The sequence below is a fragment of the Paraflavitalea sp. genome, assembly GCF_059502485.1.
This window is the reverse complement of record NZ_JCACET010000011.1, coordinates 700,218-718,349: the sequence shown is the minus strand read 5'-3', so window position 1 is coordinate 718,349 and position 18,132 is coordinate 700,218. Positions and strand designations below refer to the sequence as shown.

Sequence of the window (18,132 nt, the reverse complement as noted above, 5' to 3'; positions counted from 1 at the left end):
TGTAGGTACGCGGTGTTGGCAAGGCAACTCCAGGATGTCAGAAATCGCTGTTAATGCTGCCACGACGACCAGTGCAACTGAAAATATCAATGAGCCGGATATGGTAACGGTGCAGGGCGGCAGGTTTGCTATGGGTAGCAATCAGAATAATAATGAAAAGCCAATACATAATGTTACGCTGCGCCCTTTTAAAATAGCTAAGTATGAAACTACGCTGGCGCAATGGCAAAAGGTGATGGGCAGCAATCCTGCTGGTCGTAAAGACTGTATGGATTGCCCGGTCACAGCTGTAGGCTGGGATGATGTACAGATGTTTATAAAAAAGTTGAATGACCTATCTGGTAAGAACTATCGCCTGCCGACAGAAGCAGAATGGGAGTATGCTGCAAGAGGCGGTGCAAAGAGCAGGAAATTTGAATATGCAGGTAGTAATGATATCAATGCGGTAGCCTGGACTGCTGCCAATAGCGGATCAAATACGCATCCTGTTGGACAAAAAGAGGCCAATGAATTGGGATTGTATGATATGTCGGGCAATGTATTTGAATGGTGCAACGATTGGTATGATGAAAACTATTATAGTAAAAGTCCGGTAAAAGATCCAAAGGGTCCTGCAACCGGGCCGCGTCGTGTTATCCGCGGCGGCAACTGGGCCAGCGAACCCGCTATAAGCCGCGTAGCCTATCGCATCCACGTCCAGGTCGGCTACGGCGCTATGGGATTCCGGCTCGCTTCTTCCCTTTAGTATACCGAATATCCGGCCGGGAGATTTCTGCGCCTCGGTGCGTGTCTTCACGCACCGAAACTTTCGAAGCCGAAGTATCTCAGTTTACATAATTATAAAACTGCACCATATTCCCCTCATTATCCTCCACAATAAACAACTTCAACTTCCGCGAAAACCCATCAGCTGTCAAAACAGGATACTTGATCTTCACACCCTTGCCTTTAAGCTGTGCCTGCAACCCCTCCAGATCCTGCACATAAAACCCCAGCTTGAGAAAACCTTGGTTACCCACATTGTCAGGCTGTAGCTGCTTAATGCGGCTATTCAAAACCGTTTTAGGATTTTGAAGCATCTCAAGCAATAACCCATTCCAGGAAAGGATAGCCGCCTTTATATTAGCCCTTGTCACATGCACCGTGTCGATTACGGTAAAGCCGAGCTTGTCGCGGTACCATGCCAGCGAAGCGTCGAGGTCTTTTACTAATAGCGCGATGAAATGCCTTTCGGCACTCTTCTCTTCGATGAATTGCAGCATATTCCCATCCCTGTCTTCGATCATAAAGAAGTCGGTGTTGAAAGTCTTGTCATGGGTCAGACCAATGGTGATGCGCACGTTATTTTGCTGCATGCGGGCAAACACCTCCTTGATGCGAGGCACACGGAACGCGACTTTAGCCAACCCTTGCAGCGGCGCTTTATTGATATCATAATCCGGCAGCAGTTTTTTGACAGACACGGAGGTCTTTTTCTCCACCAGCTCAATCTCAAAATAAGGATGCTGCAAAAAACGGATCTTCAAACTATCATATTCCGGAAAATCCATCGACTTATACAACCGGCAACCAAGATGTTGCTGATACCAGGCCACGGCACTATCTGCATTACTCACGATAATACCAACCCGGTGTGGCGTCATTTGGTCGACCTGTGCAGTAGCACCATTCACCACCACCAGCAAAGCGAAGAATAAGAAAGAGAGTAAGGGCAATAATTGTCTCATCGGAAGGGGTTTCTTAAATGTAGCACTAACTTTTGTCTTCTGGACAGCTATACCGGCAAATAATAAGTGAAGAATGTTATACCCAAAGCGACTGGAAGTATGTAATAAATAAGGAATGCTACACCAGAAGTGACTGGGAGCATAAAATACATAAAGAATGTTACACCTTGGAGAGGCGTGGCCAGTCAGGCCGCGCGGAGCGATCGGGCCTGACTTGATTTTTCTTTGGTTACTTTCTTTTCATCAAGGAAAAGAAAGTGACAATCCTGCGCATTGCGCAAAAAGCCTGCATGCAGCGCAATAGAAAGTAACAAAAAAAACTGCAAGCAGTACAAGAAAGTAACAACATTGAAAACGGCGATGCAAACGCCTCTGTCAAACAAAGAAATTGACACATTCCTTTAAAATACTTTTATTTGTATAAAGGACTGCACCTGTGGACGCCCGCACCCAACTGCCAGACGAAAAATGGTTATTCACTCAAATTGCCGAAGGCGACGAATCCGCCTTCAGGAAGGTCTTTCATTTCTACATGCCTTCCTTTTACCCCATGATCGTCCAGGTCACCAAGTCCGGCTCCGTAGCAGAAGACATCATCCAGGAAACCTTTCTACGCCTGTGGATACACCGCGATAAACTCAAAGAGATCCGCAACCCGCGTGCTTGGCTGCTGCGCATTGCATACCTGCAAGCCTTTACTTACTTAAGAGACCAAACCATCCATGTAAAAGCCATTGCCCGCCTTGCTGCTACAGAAACCAATACCGACGATACCGAACTGTTCATGGCGTTTAAGAATACCGAGGCGCTGATCAAAAAAGCGGTGGATGAGTTGCCAAAACAGCAAAAAACAGTGTACAGATTGAGTAGGGAGAGCGGTTACAAGACCGACCAGATAGCCCGCGAAATGGGGCTATCCGAACAATCAGTAAAAAACACCCTCGTGAGGGCCCTCAAATACATCCGGGAATACCTGGAAAAGGCAGGACACACGCTGCTCCTGATTTTTTTCATGATCCATAGGTACTAAAAGAGGTCCTGAGCGTCTTTAATAACTTTAAACAGCCAACACCCATGTCACAGGAAGCTCATTTACAAGGAATACTGCAAAAAGCATTGGCCGGACAGGCCAGTGACGAGGAGCTGCGTTGGCTGGTAGAGGAGCTGAAGCGGGATGAGAATTTTGAGATGACAGAGCAGGTAGTGGCATTGTTGGCCAGCCAGAGCGCCGGTCATGCCATCCCCAATGAAGAGCGCGCCAACAGCATGGTCGATGCCATTCTCAATGCCGATAAACTAAACGATGCACCACCATTACCGGTGCAACAACCCAAGGCCCCCGTATTTGCCCTGTGGAAAAAGGTTGTTGTCGCGGCCGCGATCGTTGCAGTCGCCATCGCCGCGTTTTATCTGTGGCCCGGCAATAAACAAGCTGCATCAGGGTTGACAGGTAACAACCCCAACCAACAACAGGATGTAGACCCCGGTCACAACAAAGCCCGCCTCATCCTGGCCGATGGAACGGTCGTAGGCCTCGATACCCTGGCCAATGGCGCCTTAAAAGTGCAGGGACAAACGCTCATTGCTAAGCAAAAAGATGGGCAGCTGGCTTACGAAACAACCACCTCCGCAACCACCAATCCTACCTCCGGCCCCATATACAACACGATCGTCGTACCACGCGGCGGACAATACCAGCTCATCCTCACCGATGGCACACAGGTGTGGCTCAATGCAGCCTCCACTTTGCGCTTCCCGGTAGAATTTACCGATAAAGAGCGGATCGTAACACTGGAAGGAGAGGGCTATTTCGAAGTAGCCAAAGACGCCAAAAGGCCCTTTCTTGTACGCACCATGCTGGCGGATGTACAGGTGTTGGGCACCCATTTCAATGTTTGCGCTTATCCACAGGAAGATTGGAAAACAACCCTGCTCGAAGGTAAAGTAAGCGTAACAGCTTCAAATGTTCCCCCTCCGGCGCCCGACAGAATTGAGTCCACCTTTATACTGCAGCCAGGCCAACAAGCTGTAATCAATGTTGAACCCGATCCGGTCACGAAAGCCGCGCAATCTGCTCAAATCGGGATTCAGAAAGCCGATATCGACGAAGCCATCGCCTGGAAAGAAGGCTATTTTCAATTTACCAATGCCAGCGTAAAATCAATCATGAGGCAAGTGTCTCGTTGGTACGACGTTGATATTGTGTACAAAGACTCCGCTGCCAGCCGCGGACAGTTCAATGGAACGATCAATCGTACCATCAAACTCTCAGGGATCGTAAACGCCCTCAAGCAAGGCGGCATCAATTGCACCATCGATCAGCGACGTTTGCTGGTTTATCCATAACAGTTAATAAAAAAGATATAAATTGCTATAGCTATTCGAATTAGGTCCTGTAAACTGCCGGAATGCGGATCAACATTGCTCTGCTTACTACACTACTACTGCTACTAAACCTGGACACCTATGCCCAGAAGGTAACTATTGTAGAAAAGAACATCCCCCTCGGCAAAGTATTCAACCTCATACAAAAACAAAGCGGCCTCTCACTCTTCTACGACAGCAGGCTCATCAAGAACGATCGCAAGATCGATATCGACATGCGCGACGTACCGGTAGAAACGGTCATGGATTATTGCCTCAAGGACCTGCCATTTACCTACGTCATTACCGATAACATCATCGTCATCAAAGAACGAGAATCACCCACTACGGGCGATAAAGCGCTCCGTGTTATCCAGGGTAGTATATTGGGTAAAGACAGCGTCCCGCTGGCGGGCGCTTCCGTCATGCTGCGGGAAATAAAACGCGCCGCACAAACAGATACTACCGGCAACTTTGTTGTAGAACATGTACCGCCAGGCACCTACACCCTCATGATCTCCTTCGTAGGATACGAAGCATACCACAAAACAATTTGTGTAACAGACAACTCAGCCGACATCAAAGTGAAGCTGGTAAAACTGGAAGAGCGCCTCGACGAGATCACGGTAACGGCATTGGGCATAGCACGAAGGACCCGCTCGCTCACATACGCTACGCAGAAAGTTTCCAGCGAAGATTTTACAACGATAAAAAGCACCAATATCCTGAACAGCCTCACAGGTAAAGTAAGTGGTGTGCAGGTCAATCGCACTTCCGGTGGTGCCGGCGGTTCTGTTCGCGTAGTGCTGCGGGGAGATAAGTCTACACGCAACAGTCAGCCATTATATGTACTGGATGGTCTGCCGATTGTGAATCCTACGGGCGGACCGGTAGCAGGCTTGTACAACGAAGCCCCCGATGCCGGCGATATTGTCAGCACCATCAATCCCGATGATATCGAAAGCGTAAGCATCCTGAAAGGCGCTGCCGCTTCAGCCCTCTACGGCAGCCAGGGTAGCAATGGCGTAGTACTGATCACCACACGCAGCGGTCAACCCGGCGCCACAAAAGTCAACTTCTCCAGCAGCGTCACCTTCGAACAGCCAATTATCTTTCCGCATGAACAATTCAGCTATAGCCAGTCTGCTGTCGCAGATGCAGGCAGCCCGGGCAGTGAAGACAGCTGGGGTGAGAAAGATGCGACTGTGCCCAATAGAAATTATGTAAAAGACTTCTTTCAAACAGGCGTCACCTTTATCAACGGCATCAGCATTACAGGCGGCACGCCCAAATCATCACAATACCTTTCCTATTCCAATACCAGGAACACGGGTATACTGCCCACCAGCAAATTTGGTCAGCATACACTGAGCTTCCGGCAAACGGGCAAGTTCCTCAACGATAAACTCACGGTAGATGGCTGCTTCCTCGGCAGCATTCAAAAAGCACACAACCGGCTTACGCCCGGCATCTATTTCAACCCGCTCACAGGCCTATACCTGCTGCCCCGTGGTATCGACTTCAACCAGTTCAAACAATTCGAATACTTTTCACCCACCCGCTACCTGTATGCGCAAAACTGGTGGAACATCAATTACGATAAAGACCTCACCAATGGCGGCGGCTGGGGCGGACAGGATTATCAGCAAAACCCATACTGGGCAATGTACCGCAACCCCGTAACAAATCAGAACAGACATGCCTATCTTTCTGCCTCGTTGAAATACCACATCAGCAGCACACTCAATTTACAGGCCCGCGGATACTTCAACCATTTCAACAACGAATACGAGCGCGATATATACGCCACCACACAAGCCACCCTGTCAAGGTTCAATGGTGCATTACACACCATCACGACATCCAATACTACCGCCTACGGTGATCTGCTGTTAAGCGGCAATAAGAAATTAGACCACAACTGGGACCTGAGTTTCACCGCCGGTACATCCATACAACACCACGCCGGTAAAATGCTGTGGATATTTGGTTCACCCACAGTGCCCAATGTCTTCTTGGAATCTGCCCTCGATAGAAGCACGATCGATATCCGCAACTTCGACGAAAAGATCAACAACCCCGCACAAAAAGAAGTACAATCCCTCTTCGGCACAGTGCAGGTAAATTACCAGAACAAACTATACTTGGACCTCTCTAACAGAAACGATTGGTCGTCTACACTCGCCTATACTCCATCCGAAAAAAGTGGCTACAACTATTTCTCTGTCGGCGCGGCAGTAGTGGTCAACGAAGTAGTGCCGTTACCGTTATTCATCGACTACCTGCGGCTCCGCGCCTCCTATGCAGTAGTGGGCAATGACATCGCCGCCTTTAGCAGCTACCCCTTGTACACATTTACGATGGGCAACGGCACACCGCCGGGAAGCGCACCAATTACTTCAGTGCCGGGGCTTGGCCTTAAACCAGAGAAAAACCGTTCGCTGGAAATCGGACTACAATGGAAAGCACTGAACAACAGGTTGCAGCTGGATGCCAGCTGGTACAGGTCCAATATCGTCAACCAATACTTCAAAGGAGTGGCCCTGCCGCCGGGCGTTGGCTCAGGCGGCTATGCCGATATCAACAGCGGCAACATCCGCAACATGGGCATAGAAGCCAGCCTGCGCTACAAAGTGATTGAAAGAAAAGGCTTTGAATGGACTACCACCTTCAACGTCTCACACAACAGCAATAAAGTCATCGAGCTATTCGATCCCGCCATCATACCCTCCACTACGCCCAACCAGTTGTATCGCCTCCAGGGAGGCACGGGTGGCTACGACGGCATCCTCAAACAAGGCGGCTCATACGGCGACGTCTATGGCAGCGCATTTCGCAGAGATGCCTCAGGACGTATCATCGTATCTTCTTCAACAGGACTGCCCTTTAAGGTAGACGATGTTTATCTGGGTAATCCCAATCCCAAACTGATCGTAGGTTGGCAAAACAGCATCTCCATTAAGAACTGCACATTCAGCTGGTTGATCGACGGTAAGTTTGGCGGCAGGGTACTCAGCATTGCTGAAAGCTACATGGACCAGTTTGGCGTGAGCCGCAGAACAGGCGAAGCAAGAGACAAAGGCGAATTGGTATACATTGAAAATGCGGTCGATGAATCTGGAGCCCCCTGGAAGGGCGGCCTCGATCCGGAAGTATACTATAAATTTATAGGCGGAAAAACACCACTGGCAGAAGTGTACATGTACAACGCCACCGCCATCCGCCTGCGCGAGCTGGCCATTGCCTACCGGTTGCCTCTGCGCAATAAAAAGATAGGAGACATACGGTTAGGCATCATCGGGCAAAACCTCTTCTTCCTGAAACGTTCCGCCCCCTTCGATCCCGAACAGGTCGCCGGCGTAAACCCGGGTGGAGTAGGAGTAGACGTCTTCGGCCTGCCCGCCTACCGCAGCGTCGGCTTCAGCCTGCAATACTCTCTGTAAAAAGTAAGAAAACTGCCCTTGAGCTTGTCGAAAGGCTATACCGAAACATTGCCGATTCACGACTGCCGATTGCCGACTCTAAAATATTTTCCAAACCAATAGGTACTCTTTTTTCAGCAGTGAGTCTTTTGGAGGACTGAACAATCACCAAAACTCTAAAAAGATTGCTTATGAAACGAACGCTCCTTGGTTTCCTGCTGCTATTTTTCTCCGTACAGGCATTCTCCCAGGGCCGCACGGTGTCGGGGGTAGTGACAGACTCCCATGGTAAGCCGGTGACTGCGGCTACCATCAAAGCTAAAAGCAATGGTGCAGGCACAGCCACCAACGATAATGGCCGCTTCACACTTACATTAAGCGGCGATAGTGACTCCCTCGAAATAACGTCAACGGGCTACACCAAAAAAGTGATAGCCGCCAACGCAGGCGCCAGCGACCTGTCCATTACACTCGATTTAGATGCCCGCAACCTCGAAACAGTAGTCGTTACGGCGTTGGGCATCACCCGTAAATCACGCTCCGTTACTTACGCTACACAAGGCATCAGCACCGAAGACATGAATACGGTGAAAAATACCAACGTGCTCAACAGCTTGAATGGTAAAGTAGCCGGTGTACAGGTAAACCGTACATCAGGCGGTGTGGGCGGTTCAGTGCGCATCGTATTGCGCGGTGATAGGTCCACACGCAACAGTCAGCCCTTGTATGTAATAGACGGTTTACCGATCTCTAATCAAACCGGTGGGCCCGATCCCGGTCTGTACAACGGAGCTCCCGATGCGGGCGATATCCTGAGTACGATGAACCCGGAAGACATCGAGTCCATGCAGGTATTGAAAGGCGCTTCGGCATCAGCCCTCTACGGCAGCCAGGGAAGCAACGGCGTAATCCTCATTACCACCAAAAAAGGTAAGTCAGGCACAGCGCGCGTAGACTTCTCCAGCAGCGTTACGATGGACAAAGCCTATGTGTTGCCCAAGCTGCAATACGATTACAAACAATCCACCGCGCCGGATGCTACGAGCCCGGGCAGTGAAGACAGCTGGGGCGCTAAAGGAGCCGCAAACCCCGCAGGCGATTACGTAAAAGACTTCTTCCAAACGGGCCTCACGTTCATCAACAGCCTGAGCCTCACCACAGGCAACGAACGCACCTCCAACTATATCTCTTATTCCAACACAGATAATAAAGGAATTCTGCCTACGAGCACGTTTAAACAACATACCCTCACCTTTAGGCAAACGACCAAACTGTTACAGGATAAGCTGGTAATAGATGGAACCTTCACCGGAAGCATCCAGAACGCACACAACCGTATCACGCCGGGCATCTATTACAACCCGCTCACTGGTTTGTACCTGTTCCCCCGTGGACTTGATTTCAACCAGTTCAAAAACTACGAATACTTCTCACCCTCACGCTACCTCAATGCACAAAACTGGTGGAACATCAATTATGATAAAGACCTGGCCAATGGCGGCGGCTGGGGCGGTCAAGACTACCAGCAGAACCCATTCTGGACGATGAACCGCAACACGGTAGATAATAAGAATCAGAGCATATACGCTTCCGCTTCCGTAAAATACCTCCTCACACCCTGGCTCAACATCCAGGCGAGAGGTAATATCAACAACTTCATCAACGATTACCAGCGCAACATATACGCCTCTACACAAGGCACACTCGCCCGGTTCAATGGTAACCTGAACACCACCAAAACTAATACAACCTCCTTATATGGTGACGTATTGATAAGTGGAGAAAGAGAACTGAACAGCGACTTCTCCGTAAACTTTACATTAGGTTCAGCCATCCAGGACCAGAAAGGAAAAATGCTGACAGTGAATGGTTCACCCACTGTTCCCAACGTGTTCCTCGAGTCTGCACTGGACAAAGCCACCATCGACGTACGCAACTACGATGGCAACAGCAATACGCCCGTGCGCAGGAAGATACACTCCGTATTTGGTAGCGTACAGCTCAACTATCAAAACAAATTCTTCCTCGATTTCAGCAACCGCAACGACTGGTCATCCACCCTCGCTTTCACACCAACAGAAACAAAAGGCTACAACTACTTCTCCGTAGGAGCAAGCGGTGTATTGAGCGACCTGTTTAAAATGCCAGCTGCCGTTAACTTTGCCAAGCTCCGCGTTTCTTACGCAGTAGTAGGTAATGACGTGGCTGCCTTCAGCACCTATCCATTGTACACCTTCAATATGGGAGGCATTGCTAATCCACCAGCCAGCAGCCCGGTTACAACAGTGCCAGGATTGCAGCTGCAACCAGAGAAGAACAAGTCGTTTGAAATAGGTACACAATGGGCCTTCGTGCAAAACAAGTTTACTGTTGATCTTACTTATTACAGATCAAATACGACCCGCCAATACTTCAGCGGCATTTCATTGCTGGTGGGCACCAGCACCAAAGCAGATATCAACGCGGGCAATATCCGCAACACGGGTATCGAAGCATCACTCTCTTATAAGATCGTCAACAACAAGAAGTTCACCTGGACTACAACAGTTAACCTGTCACACAACAAGAACAAGATCGTCGAACTCTTCGATCCTGCTATCGTAAAAGGTGTGGATGCTAATACAAGATATACACTGGGCGCCAGCGGTGGTTACACCATGCTGCGCCAAGGTGGTACCTTTGGCGACCTCTATGGCCGCACCTTCCAAACCGACAATCAGGGCCGTGTAATAGTAAATGCTACTACACACCTGCCATTGTTTGTTGACAGCCTGATCGGTAATCCCAATCCCAAGCTGATCGCCGGTTGGAATAATTCTTTCACCTGGGATCGCTTTACATTCGGTATCTTAATAGACGGAAAATTTGGAGGCAAGGTGTTGAGCATTACACAAGGCTACCTCGATCAAATGGGCGTTAGCCAAAGAACAGCCGATGCCAGGAACAATGGCAACACAGTGAAGATCGACAATGCAGTAGATGATGCAGGCCATGCCTGGAACGGAACAGTAGATGCCAAGACCTATTATCAGTACATAGGAGGTAAAACACCTGCCGGAGCAGCATACACATACAGCGCTACTGCCGTAAGAATGCGCGAGATTTCCATCACCTACCGCATACCAATCAACGGTAAAGTGGTGAAAGACCTGCGCGTAGCAGCAATTGGCAACAACCTGTTCTTCTTTAAGAAAGATGCGCCATTCGATCCTGAACAAGTAGCAGGCGTAAATGCCGGTGGCGTAGGTATCGATGCATTTGGATTGCCAGCTTACAGAAGCTATGGCCTCAGTCTCAAATGCACCTTTTAATGATCAATTGTCACCCTGAGCTTGTCGAAGGGTTGAGCAAAGATTTTAAAAAGCTTAAACGAATTAAACCATGTTAAAGACATCTTTATATAAAATAACCGCCGCCTGTGCAGTAGTCACACTGTTGGGAACGGGCTGTTCCAAAAGCTTCCAGGAAACCAATACCAACCCGGCAGGCGTTAAGCCCGACGTATTTCTCGCCGACTTCCAGGCAGTGATCCTACCGCTGCAAAACGCACAGCGCAACCTGGTCAACTATGTAAACTGGCAATACCAGCTACAACAAAACCTGAACGCAGACATCTATAGCGGATACATGATGAGTCCCACACCGTTCAACGGGGGAAATAATAACGGGAACTATTTCATGATGGACGGATGGAATGAATGGATACTCAACATCGCTTACGATGGCGTAATGCAGGGCAATGCCGATTACGAGAAGTTCAAAGCAGAATACAAGTCGGCGGATCTGGCAGACGCAACCGCGATGTCGAAGATCCTCAACGTGATCGAAATGCACAAGGCGGCGGATATCTTCGGCCCCGTGATCTATTCCAAATTCGGTAAGCCTAATGCTGACCTGTCAGTAGATTACGATTCACAACAAGACGCTTACAAAGCATTCTTTGCCGACCTCGATATCGCAGTAGACAACCTGAAACCCTATGTAGCAGGCACCAAAAAAGTAGGTACCGCCTTCAAGAAAGCCGACATGATCTACGGCGGCGACCCTGCCAAATGGTTGAAACTTGCCAATACATTGAGATTGCGCCTGGCCCTCCGCATCGTTTATGCCGATGCAGCCACTGCCAAAACACAAGGCGAAAAAGCATTGGCTACAGCCAGCGGTGGACTGTTGGAAGCAGTGAGCGAAAATGCATTGGTAACATACGGCACAGAAAGCCCGATAGGCGTGATCATCAACGATTGGGACGATATCCGTGCAGGCGCGCCCCTGGGCAGTTTCCTGAACGGTTACAGCGATCCACGGATCAGCAAGATACTGGCGCCCGCGTCAGATGCAGCCGTTACCGGACAATTCATCGGTATCCGCAATGGTGTAGCCATCGATGCAAAAGCCCGCTATCAGGGCTATTCCAAACCGATAGCCAAAGCAGCCAGCAGCGACTACTTCGACAAAGCAGGCGGCAAAGCCAAGATCGCCACAGCTGCAGAGGCTTGGTTCCTCAAAGCTGAAGCAGCCCTGAGAGGTTGGACGAATTCAGGCGACATGCAAACAGCCTACGAAACCGGCATCGACCGTTCCTTCGAAGAGTGGGGCGCTGGTTCAGCAACAACTTATAAAGCAGACGCGGTGAGCAAAGCAGCCCCCTATGTAGATCCCAAATCACAAGTGGCTGGCGCGAACAACGTACCGGCAGGCAATGCGAACCTGAGCACGATCACGATCAAGTGGAATGCTGCCGGCGGCACAGAAGAAAAACTCGAAAGGATCATCACACAAAAATGGATCGCTCTTTATCCTGACGGACAGGAAGCGTGGACAGAGTTCCGCCGCACTGGCTATCCTAAGTTGTTCCCTGTTGTGGTAAACAATAGCAACGGACAGGTCATAGGCTTTATCAAACGCCTGCCCATACCTTCCAAGTTCAAGAACAGCAACAAAGCCGGTTACGATAAGGCCATCGCCACCTTAGGCGGCCCCGATAACCCAGGCACCAAAGTATGGTGGGATAAGAAGCCATAAACAAGACTAATTCCCTTATAACATACATTCAACAGAGAAGCCCGGCCCGCCGGGCCCGGGCTTCTCTGTTTATTACTTCACCTAAAAACATACGCCTATTGAAGCAAACGTGCATTTCGCTAACAGCTAAAGGCTAAAAGCTAAAAGCCAACAGCTAATCTCTAATTCTCTTATCCTAAAATCACCATCATGTTAAACCTATCCCAGTCAATCAGGAAGAACCTTCTTGTATTGACCATCACAACGATTGCTGTCTTAACTTATTCCTGTAAAAAGGACCACCTCCCCGAAGAGACCATTCCCAACGCAGACAAAGACTTAGCCCTCAACGCAGTGGGCGTAAGCGGCGCCAAAAGCGTAGTATACGTAGAAGTAAACAACAACGATTTTAGTAACGTAGGCAAGTACTCACTCGCAACCGGCCAGGCATTGTTCGACATCGGCATCATCTTCGCCGCCAACATCAACTACAACACTTCTACACAACAAGCCGTCCTGTATTTCAACCCGCAGGTCACCAATGTGCTCAACAACCGCGCTACTACCATACAGCCGGTACAAGCCAGAGGAACCAAAGTATTACTGTCCATCTTAGGTAATCACCAGGGAGCTGGCTTTTGTAACTTCCCCAGCCAGGCAGCAGCTCAGGCATTTGCCCAGCAACTGGCCAATGCAGTAAACACCTACGGATTGGACGGCATTGATTTCGACGATGAATATGCCGACTACGGCGTCAATGGTACGGGCCAGCCCAATGCTTCTTCCTTTGTGTACCTCATAACAGCCCTGCGCCAGTTGATGCCCAATAAGATCATTTCATTCTATTATTACGGACCGGCCGCTTCGCGCTTATCCTACAACGGCGTCACAGTAGGCTCCCAGATCAACTATAGTTGGAATGCGATATATGGTACCTTCTCAGTGCCCAATGTGCCCGGCCTCACAGCCGCCAGCCTTGGACCTGCAGCAGTGAATATAACGGCTACAAGTGCCTCGACCGCCACCAACCTGGCCAACCAAACAAAGAATGGCAACTACGGCGTTTACCTTTGGTACAACCTGCCCAACAATGATGTATCTGGTTACTTAACCAACGTGAGCAATGTGCTTTACAATCAGCCCACAGTGTATAATGGCGGCGGTGGCGCCACTGGCGTTAAGTTCTATCAACATACGAACAATGGAGGAACAGCCACCAGCAGTATACCCAAAGGAAATTATACACTGTCCCAGTTGCAGGCCTATGGCTTTGTCAACGATTGGGCGTCCTCCGTTACCATCCCGGCAGGTTGGACGGTTATCATGTATTCCAACAACAATTTCAGTGGCACTTCCTGGACACTGACCTCCAGCAATGCCAATTTCACAACGTTGTCACCCAACGCCAATGATGTAGTCTCTTCTGTACGCATCCAATAGTAGTAGTTACGCAGTTACGCGTTCGCAGTTTCACAGTCATGGCCCCGTTCATCTGCACGGGGCCTTCTTTATTCCCACGATGAATTGTACAACACTTCCCCCGTATTGTCTATTGAGCCGGCGCACAACCATAGGTAGCTTTGAACAGTTAAAACACAACCTATATGTCATCCATCACTTCCAAGCACATTATGTTCGTCACCGGCGCCTTTGTGATCCACCGCGGCTGGGACGACTGGATCAAATACTTCGAAAGCAAAGGTTATAAATGTATCGCACCACCATGGCCCAATAAAGAAGGAAATACCGCCAAAGAATTACGCGATCGGCAGCCTAATGATGTAGCGTTGGCCACCACCACACTCAAAGAAGTGATCGACTCCTATGCAAAACATGCCGAAAGCCTTCCCGAAAAACCTATCATCATCGGGCATTCCCTTGGCGGCATGATGACACAGGTATTGGTAAATCGTGGTTATGCCGTCGCAGGCGTAGCCATCCACCCGGTGCCACCATTGGGCGTATTTCCTTATGAGTTCTCCTTCCTCAAAGCAGGCTGGAAATCACTGGGGCTCTTCACCTCCATCAAGAAAACCTATCTGATGTCCCTCAAAGATTGGCAGTACGCATTCGTAAACGGTATGCCCCTCGCAGAACAAAAAGCTACCTGGGAGGCCAACACCATTCCCGAATCTAAAACAGTAGCAAGAGGTGGGTTGAGCTCGATGGCGAAACTGGATTGGGCAAAGCCCCACGTACCATTGCTGATCACATCAGGCAGCGAAGACAATATCATACCACCACACCTCAACTACAGGAATTACAAAGCATACAAGAAGAACGGCAGCGTACTCGATTACAAAGAGTTTCAGGGCCGTAACCACTACGTGTTAGGACAGTCTACCTGGAAAGAAGATGCAGACTACATTTTAGATTGGCTCAGTAAGCTATAGATTCATACAGTTGTTAAAAAAAAAGGGTGGGTCGCTTTCCAAAGGCGGCTCACCCTACATAGCAAGAGGTGACACCTTTTCAAAAGGTGTCACCTCTTGCTATTATACCACCACATGTACTATTTAAGTGATAGCACCTATCACGCAGGCTATTTTGACAACAAAGCAATAGTGTTCAATTTTGACCATGCAAGGATTTAATTAAGCACAACTAAATTTTATCATCATGGCAAAAAGTAAAACAATTTTGATTACCGGAGCAGGCTCCGGATTGGGAGAAGGCACAGCCATCGGACTTGCTAAACTGGGCCACAAAGTAATTGCAGGCGTACACATCTATCCACAGGCAACAGCCCTTCGTAAAAAAGCAGAAGAACTTGGACTTACAGAAAACCTGCGCGTTGAAAGACTGGATGTTCTGGACCCTTATGATGTAAGCAACTCGCTGAGATGGGACATCGATATCCTCGTTAACAATGCAGGCATCGGAGAAACGGGACCCATATTCGAAACACCAATAGAATTGGTACATAAAAACTTCGAGACGAATTATTTTGCCCCCCTGGCCCTGTCTCAGAAATTCGTTGCAAAATTCATCAGAGAAAAGAAGAAAGGCAAGATCGTCTTCCTCTCTTCCATGGGAGGACTGTTTTTGCCAGCCCACTTTGGCGTGTATTGCTCCACCAAACATGCGATGGAAGCCATGGCAGAAGCCATGCAGCAGGAACTAAAGAAATATGGCATTCAGGTACAAACGATAAATCCCGGAGCATTTACCACAGGCTTCAATGAAACCATGTTGGAAACGTCGTTCCGTTGGTTGGATGATGACAAGAACTTCACCAAAAAAGCAGACCTCAAAGCAGAGATCGAGAAGCAGCTCGATTCACCCGATTGGAAGCTGGTCCCGCAGGATATGATCGATGAGATGGTGAGAGTAATACCTGCCGACACGGGAAAATTCCGCAACGTGTTTCCAAAATTCGTGGAAGACATGCTGAAAGACAGCATGACAAAAGCCTGGACAAATACTATTTGATTGAAATTGTATAACCTGGAAATTAAGATAGGCCGTCTCCTACATTTACAAACATAGGAGACGGCCTTTTCCTTTTAATCCTTTTTAAATCCTTACTAATTACTTCGGTATATTCCCCTGTGAAGTCCTGTCTGAGAAAGCTTTCTCGGTAGATGGATGGGGAAGAAGGTGATGAAGAATGCTCCTGTGAAGAAATTCCAGATTAAGAAAGCTTCGAAAGCCGTGAAATCTGACAAAAATAAGCCTGTTCCCAGGAAAACTGCCCCAAAATAGCTTCCTACTGGCTCATTTAAGGGTATAAGGACGTCTAATCAGCCCTTTTAGGCCTCAAAAATCTGTCTGGATGGGAGAACTGTATATATTTGTGACTATGATCAAGGAAGTAACGCTTAGGAATTTCTATAGTTTTAAAGACTGTACTATCCCTCTCAATAAGGATGTGAATATTGCAGTAGGTATAAATGGCTCGGGGAAATCCAATCTTTTAAAAGCTATCGCTTTGTTAAAAGAAGGTGTATCAGGTGTTGGGCTTAAAAAGCATGTTATTGATACTTTGGGAGGCTTTGATAATATTTTTTATAAAGGAAGTAGTGCTAAAAAGGCCGAACCAATTCAACTGATTTTCCGGTTCGATAAGGATGTACTTAATAAATATGGTGATGAGTTTCCGGATGATGTAATATATTCGATTATATTATTTAAACAGCCAAGTACTAATAATTATTATGTAAAAGAAAAGGTGAAGTTTCAGAATACAGACACCATCTTTGATCTTCTGCATTTTGAAAATGGGAGAGGTGTTTTGATGGAAGAGAATAGTAATAAAGAGAGGAACAGTGTTAGTTACATAAATTTGGTAGAATCTACAGAATTGGCTTTATCTAAGATATTCGATTCTTATAGATTTTTTCATTTGTCAGTTTTGCGTAAAGAAATCGGAGATATTGCCATTTATACTAATTTCAACACAACTCCCACTAGTCCGATCAGAAGACCTATACTTGCCACTTCGGAAAGTAAGCTTCTTGCTGATGGTGCTAACCTGCCGCAAATACTGAATACGCTTAAAATAAGCAATAAGAATGTTTTCAATCAAATAATTGCAAAGCTCAATGAAGTTAATCCACAATTTAAAGATATAGACTTCAATTTTATCGGTGGTAACATTGAATTGATGCTTGAAGAATCTAATTTCAATTCTTCTGTACATGTGTCTAATATTTCTGACGGTACATTGAGGTTTTTATGTTTGCTTTCTGTATTGTATAATCCTGATAGCGGTAGTTTGATTTGCATTGATGAGCCTGAAACCGGCCTTCATCCAGACATGATCTCCACTATTTCAAATGCAATTTTGGATGCTTCTGGAAAAAGCTCTCTTATCATTCCTACACATTCAGACAAGCTTTTAAACCACTTTGAAATAGAGCATGTGCGTGTGTTTGAAAAGAATACAGAAAATGCTTCCGTAGTACTTACACATACAAAGGAGGAGTTTGAAGGATGGTATGAGGATTTTAGTCTGGGCAATATGTGGAGAGCTGGCGATATAGGAGGGAACAGGTATTGAGTAATAGTAAAGTTATTATTATTGAGGGTGCTAAAGACACCAATAATGGAGACCTTCGGGAAGGGTTCAATAAATTATTTTCTCAGGATCTTCAGGGCACTATGCCTCGCATCATTATGGGAGAAGGTAAAACGCAGGCCATTAACAAATTCAGAAACCTTGCAGGCGCTACTTTATTTTGTGACCTGGATAGTACCAATGAAGAGGATATTGAGAAAGATTTGGCAATCTATAACCTTCTTGACAGGAAAACAGCGGTATTTTATATGATTGCCGAAATGGAAGCCCTCTTTATTTCTCAGCCCAACGTATTGGATGAATTTTATGGAGAAAAGATCAGCTTAAAAATCCCTAAAAAGCACGCAAAACAATTTTCCAATCCAGACGAATATTTACAGGGATTAACAAAGCATACCAAAAAGGGAACCTACCATAAGGTTAGGCACGGAGTTGAACTGCTAAAGCGGTTAAACGCCGTACAGCTTAAAAAAGATTTCCCGGAATACGCAAGCCTCATCGAGTGCTTGAGGAATAAGAAATAGCTTCTGTCCTTCAATAACTACCTTTTCAACTTAAACGCCCTGATCAATAATTACTAATAAGTAAGCATTGATCA

General features: G+C 47.6%; 12 protein-coding genes. 11 read left to right on the top strand and 1 reads right to left on the bottom strand.

Annotated elements, in window-relative coordinates; genetic code table 11:
• Positions 1-34 precede the first annotated feature (34 nt).
• A complete protein-coding gene (locus tag AC5JBY_RS30670; protein ID WP_495908519.1) occupies positions 35-745 on the top strand; it encodes a formylglycine-generating enzyme family protein in 711 nt (236 codons plus the stop codon).
• A 79-nt stretch (positions 746-824) separates the two neighbouring features.
• Here the strand turns inward: AC5JBY_RS30670 and AC5JBY_RS30665 are convergent, their stop codons facing one another.
• Positions 825-1,727, bottom strand: a complete 903-nt coding sequence (locus AC5JBY_RS30665) for a VOC family protein (RefSeq protein ID WP_495908518.1) — start codon at positions 1,725-1,727, stop codon at positions 825-827.
• A gap of 436 nt (positions 1,728-2,163) precedes the next feature.
• Here AC5JBY_RS30665 and AC5JBY_RS30660 point away from each other — a divergent pair, with 436 nt between their 5' ends.
• The 10 genes from AC5JBY_RS30660 (at position 2,164) to AC5JBY_RS30615 (ending at position 18,058) form a co-directional block, all read left to right on the top strand.
• Positions 2,164-2,757, top strand: coding sequence for a sigma-70 family RNA polymerase sigma factor (locus AC5JBY_RS30660; protein WP_495908517.1), 594 nt, complete (start codon positions 2,164-2,166; stop codon positions 2,755-2,757).
• Between the two features lie 44 nt (positions 2,758-2,801).
• A complete protein-coding gene (locus tag AC5JBY_RS30655) occupies positions 2,802-4,073 on the top strand; it encodes a FecR family protein (protein ID WP_495908516.1) in 1,272 nt (423 codons plus the stop codon).
• Between the two features lie 62 nt (positions 4,074-4,135).
• Entirely contained in the window at positions 4,136-7,534 is a 3,399-nt protein-coding gene (locus tag AC5JBY_RS30650) for a SusC/RagA family TonB-linked outer membrane protein (RefSeq protein ID WP_495908515.1), read from the top strand.
• 170 nt (positions 7,535-7,704) lie between these two features.
• Positions 7,705-10,824 carry a SusC/RagA family TonB-linked outer membrane protein gene (locus AC5JBY_RS30645; RefSeq protein ID WP_495908514.1) on the top strand — a complete coding sequence of 1,040 codons (3,120 nt, stop codon included), beginning with the start codon at positions 7,705-7,707 and terminating at the stop codon, positions 10,822-10,824.
• Between the two features lie 70 nt (positions 10,825-10,894).
• Positions 10,895-12,535 carry a SusD/RagB family nutrient-binding outer membrane lipoprotein gene (locus AC5JBY_RS30640; protein WP_495908513.1) on the top strand — a complete coding sequence of 547 codons (1,641 nt, stop codon included), beginning with the start codon at positions 10,895-10,897 and terminating at the stop codon, positions 12,533-12,535.
• A gap of 189 nt (positions 12,536-12,724) precedes the next feature.
• Positions 12,725-13,954: an endo-beta-N-acetylglucosaminidase H gene (locus tag AC5JBY_RS30635; RefSeq protein ID WP_495908512.1), complete on the top strand. Its 1,230-nt coding sequence runs from the start codon at positions 12,725-12,727 to the stop codon at positions 13,952-13,954.
• Between the two features lie 164 nt (positions 13,955-14,118).
• The gene (locus AC5JBY_RS30630; RefSeq protein WP_495908511.1) at positions 14,119-14,907 is read left to right on the top strand and encodes an alpha/beta hydrolase; all 789 of its coding nucleotides are present in this window, start codon (positions 14,119-14,121) and stop codon (positions 14,905-14,907) included.
• Between the two features lie 226 nt (positions 14,908-15,133).
• Positions 15,134-15,946 (top strand): SDR family oxidoreductase, encoded by an 813-nt coding sequence (locus AC5JBY_RS30625; protein WP_495908510.1) that lies wholly within the window; start codon positions 15,134-15,136, stop codon positions 15,944-15,946.
• A 370-nt stretch (positions 15,947-16,316) separates the two neighbouring features.
• Positions 16,317-17,516, top strand: coding sequence for an AAA family ATPase (locus AC5JBY_RS30620; protein ID WP_495908509.1), 1,200 nt, complete (start codon positions 16,317-16,319; stop codon positions 17,514-17,516).
• Positions 17,513-18,058, top strand: a complete 546-nt coding sequence (locus tag AC5JBY_RS30615; protein WP_495908508.1) for a DUF4276 family protein — start codon at positions 17,513-17,515, stop codon at positions 18,056-18,058. Before AC5JBY_RS30620 ends, AC5JBY_RS30615 begins: the two co-directional genes overlap by 4 nt.
• The last annotated feature ends 74 nt before the right edge of the window (positions 18,059-18,132 follow it).

Excerpts from the sequence above, each read along its gene's own strand:
- AC5JBY_RS30670 (WP_495908519.1), top strand. The coding sequence starts at position 35 with ATGTCAGAAATCGCTGTTAATGCTGCCACGACGACCAGTGCAACTGAA.
- AC5JBY_RS30665 (WP_495908518.1), bottom strand. The coding sequence starts at position 1,727 with ATGAGACAATTATTGCCCTTACTCTCTTTCTTATTCTTCGCTTTGCTG.
- AC5JBY_RS30655 (WP_495908516.1), top strand. The coding sequence starts at position 2,802 with ATGTCACAGGAAGCTCATTTACAAGGAATACTGCAAAAAGCATTGGCC.
- AC5JBY_RS30650 (WP_495908515.1), top strand. The coding sequence starts at position 4,136 with ATGCGGATCAACATTGCTCTGCTTACTACACTACTACTGCTACTAAAC.
- AC5JBY_RS30645 (WP_495908514.1), top strand. The coding sequence starts at position 7,705 with ATGAAACGAACGCTCCTTGGTTTCCTGCTGCTATTTTTCTCCGTACAG.
- AC5JBY_RS30640 (WP_495908513.1), top strand. The coding sequence starts at position 10,895 with ATGTTAAAGACATCTTTATATAAAATAACCGCCGCCTGTGCAGTAGTC.
- AC5JBY_RS30635 (WP_495908512.1), top strand. The coding sequence starts at position 12,725 with ATGTTAAACCTATCCCAGTCAATCAGGAAGAACCTTCTTGTATTGACC.
- AC5JBY_RS30630 (WP_495908511.1), top strand. The coding sequence starts at position 14,119 with ATGTCATCCATCACTTCCAAGCACATTATGTTCGTCACCGGCGCCTTT.
- AC5JBY_RS30625 (WP_495908510.1), top strand. The coding sequence starts at position 15,134 with ATGGCAAAAAGTAAAACAATTTTGATTACCGGAGCAGGCTCCGGATTG.
- AC5JBY_RS30620 (WP_495908509.1), top strand. The coding sequence starts at position 16,317 with ATGATCAAGGAAGTAACGCTTAGGAATTTCTATAGTTTTAAAGACTGT.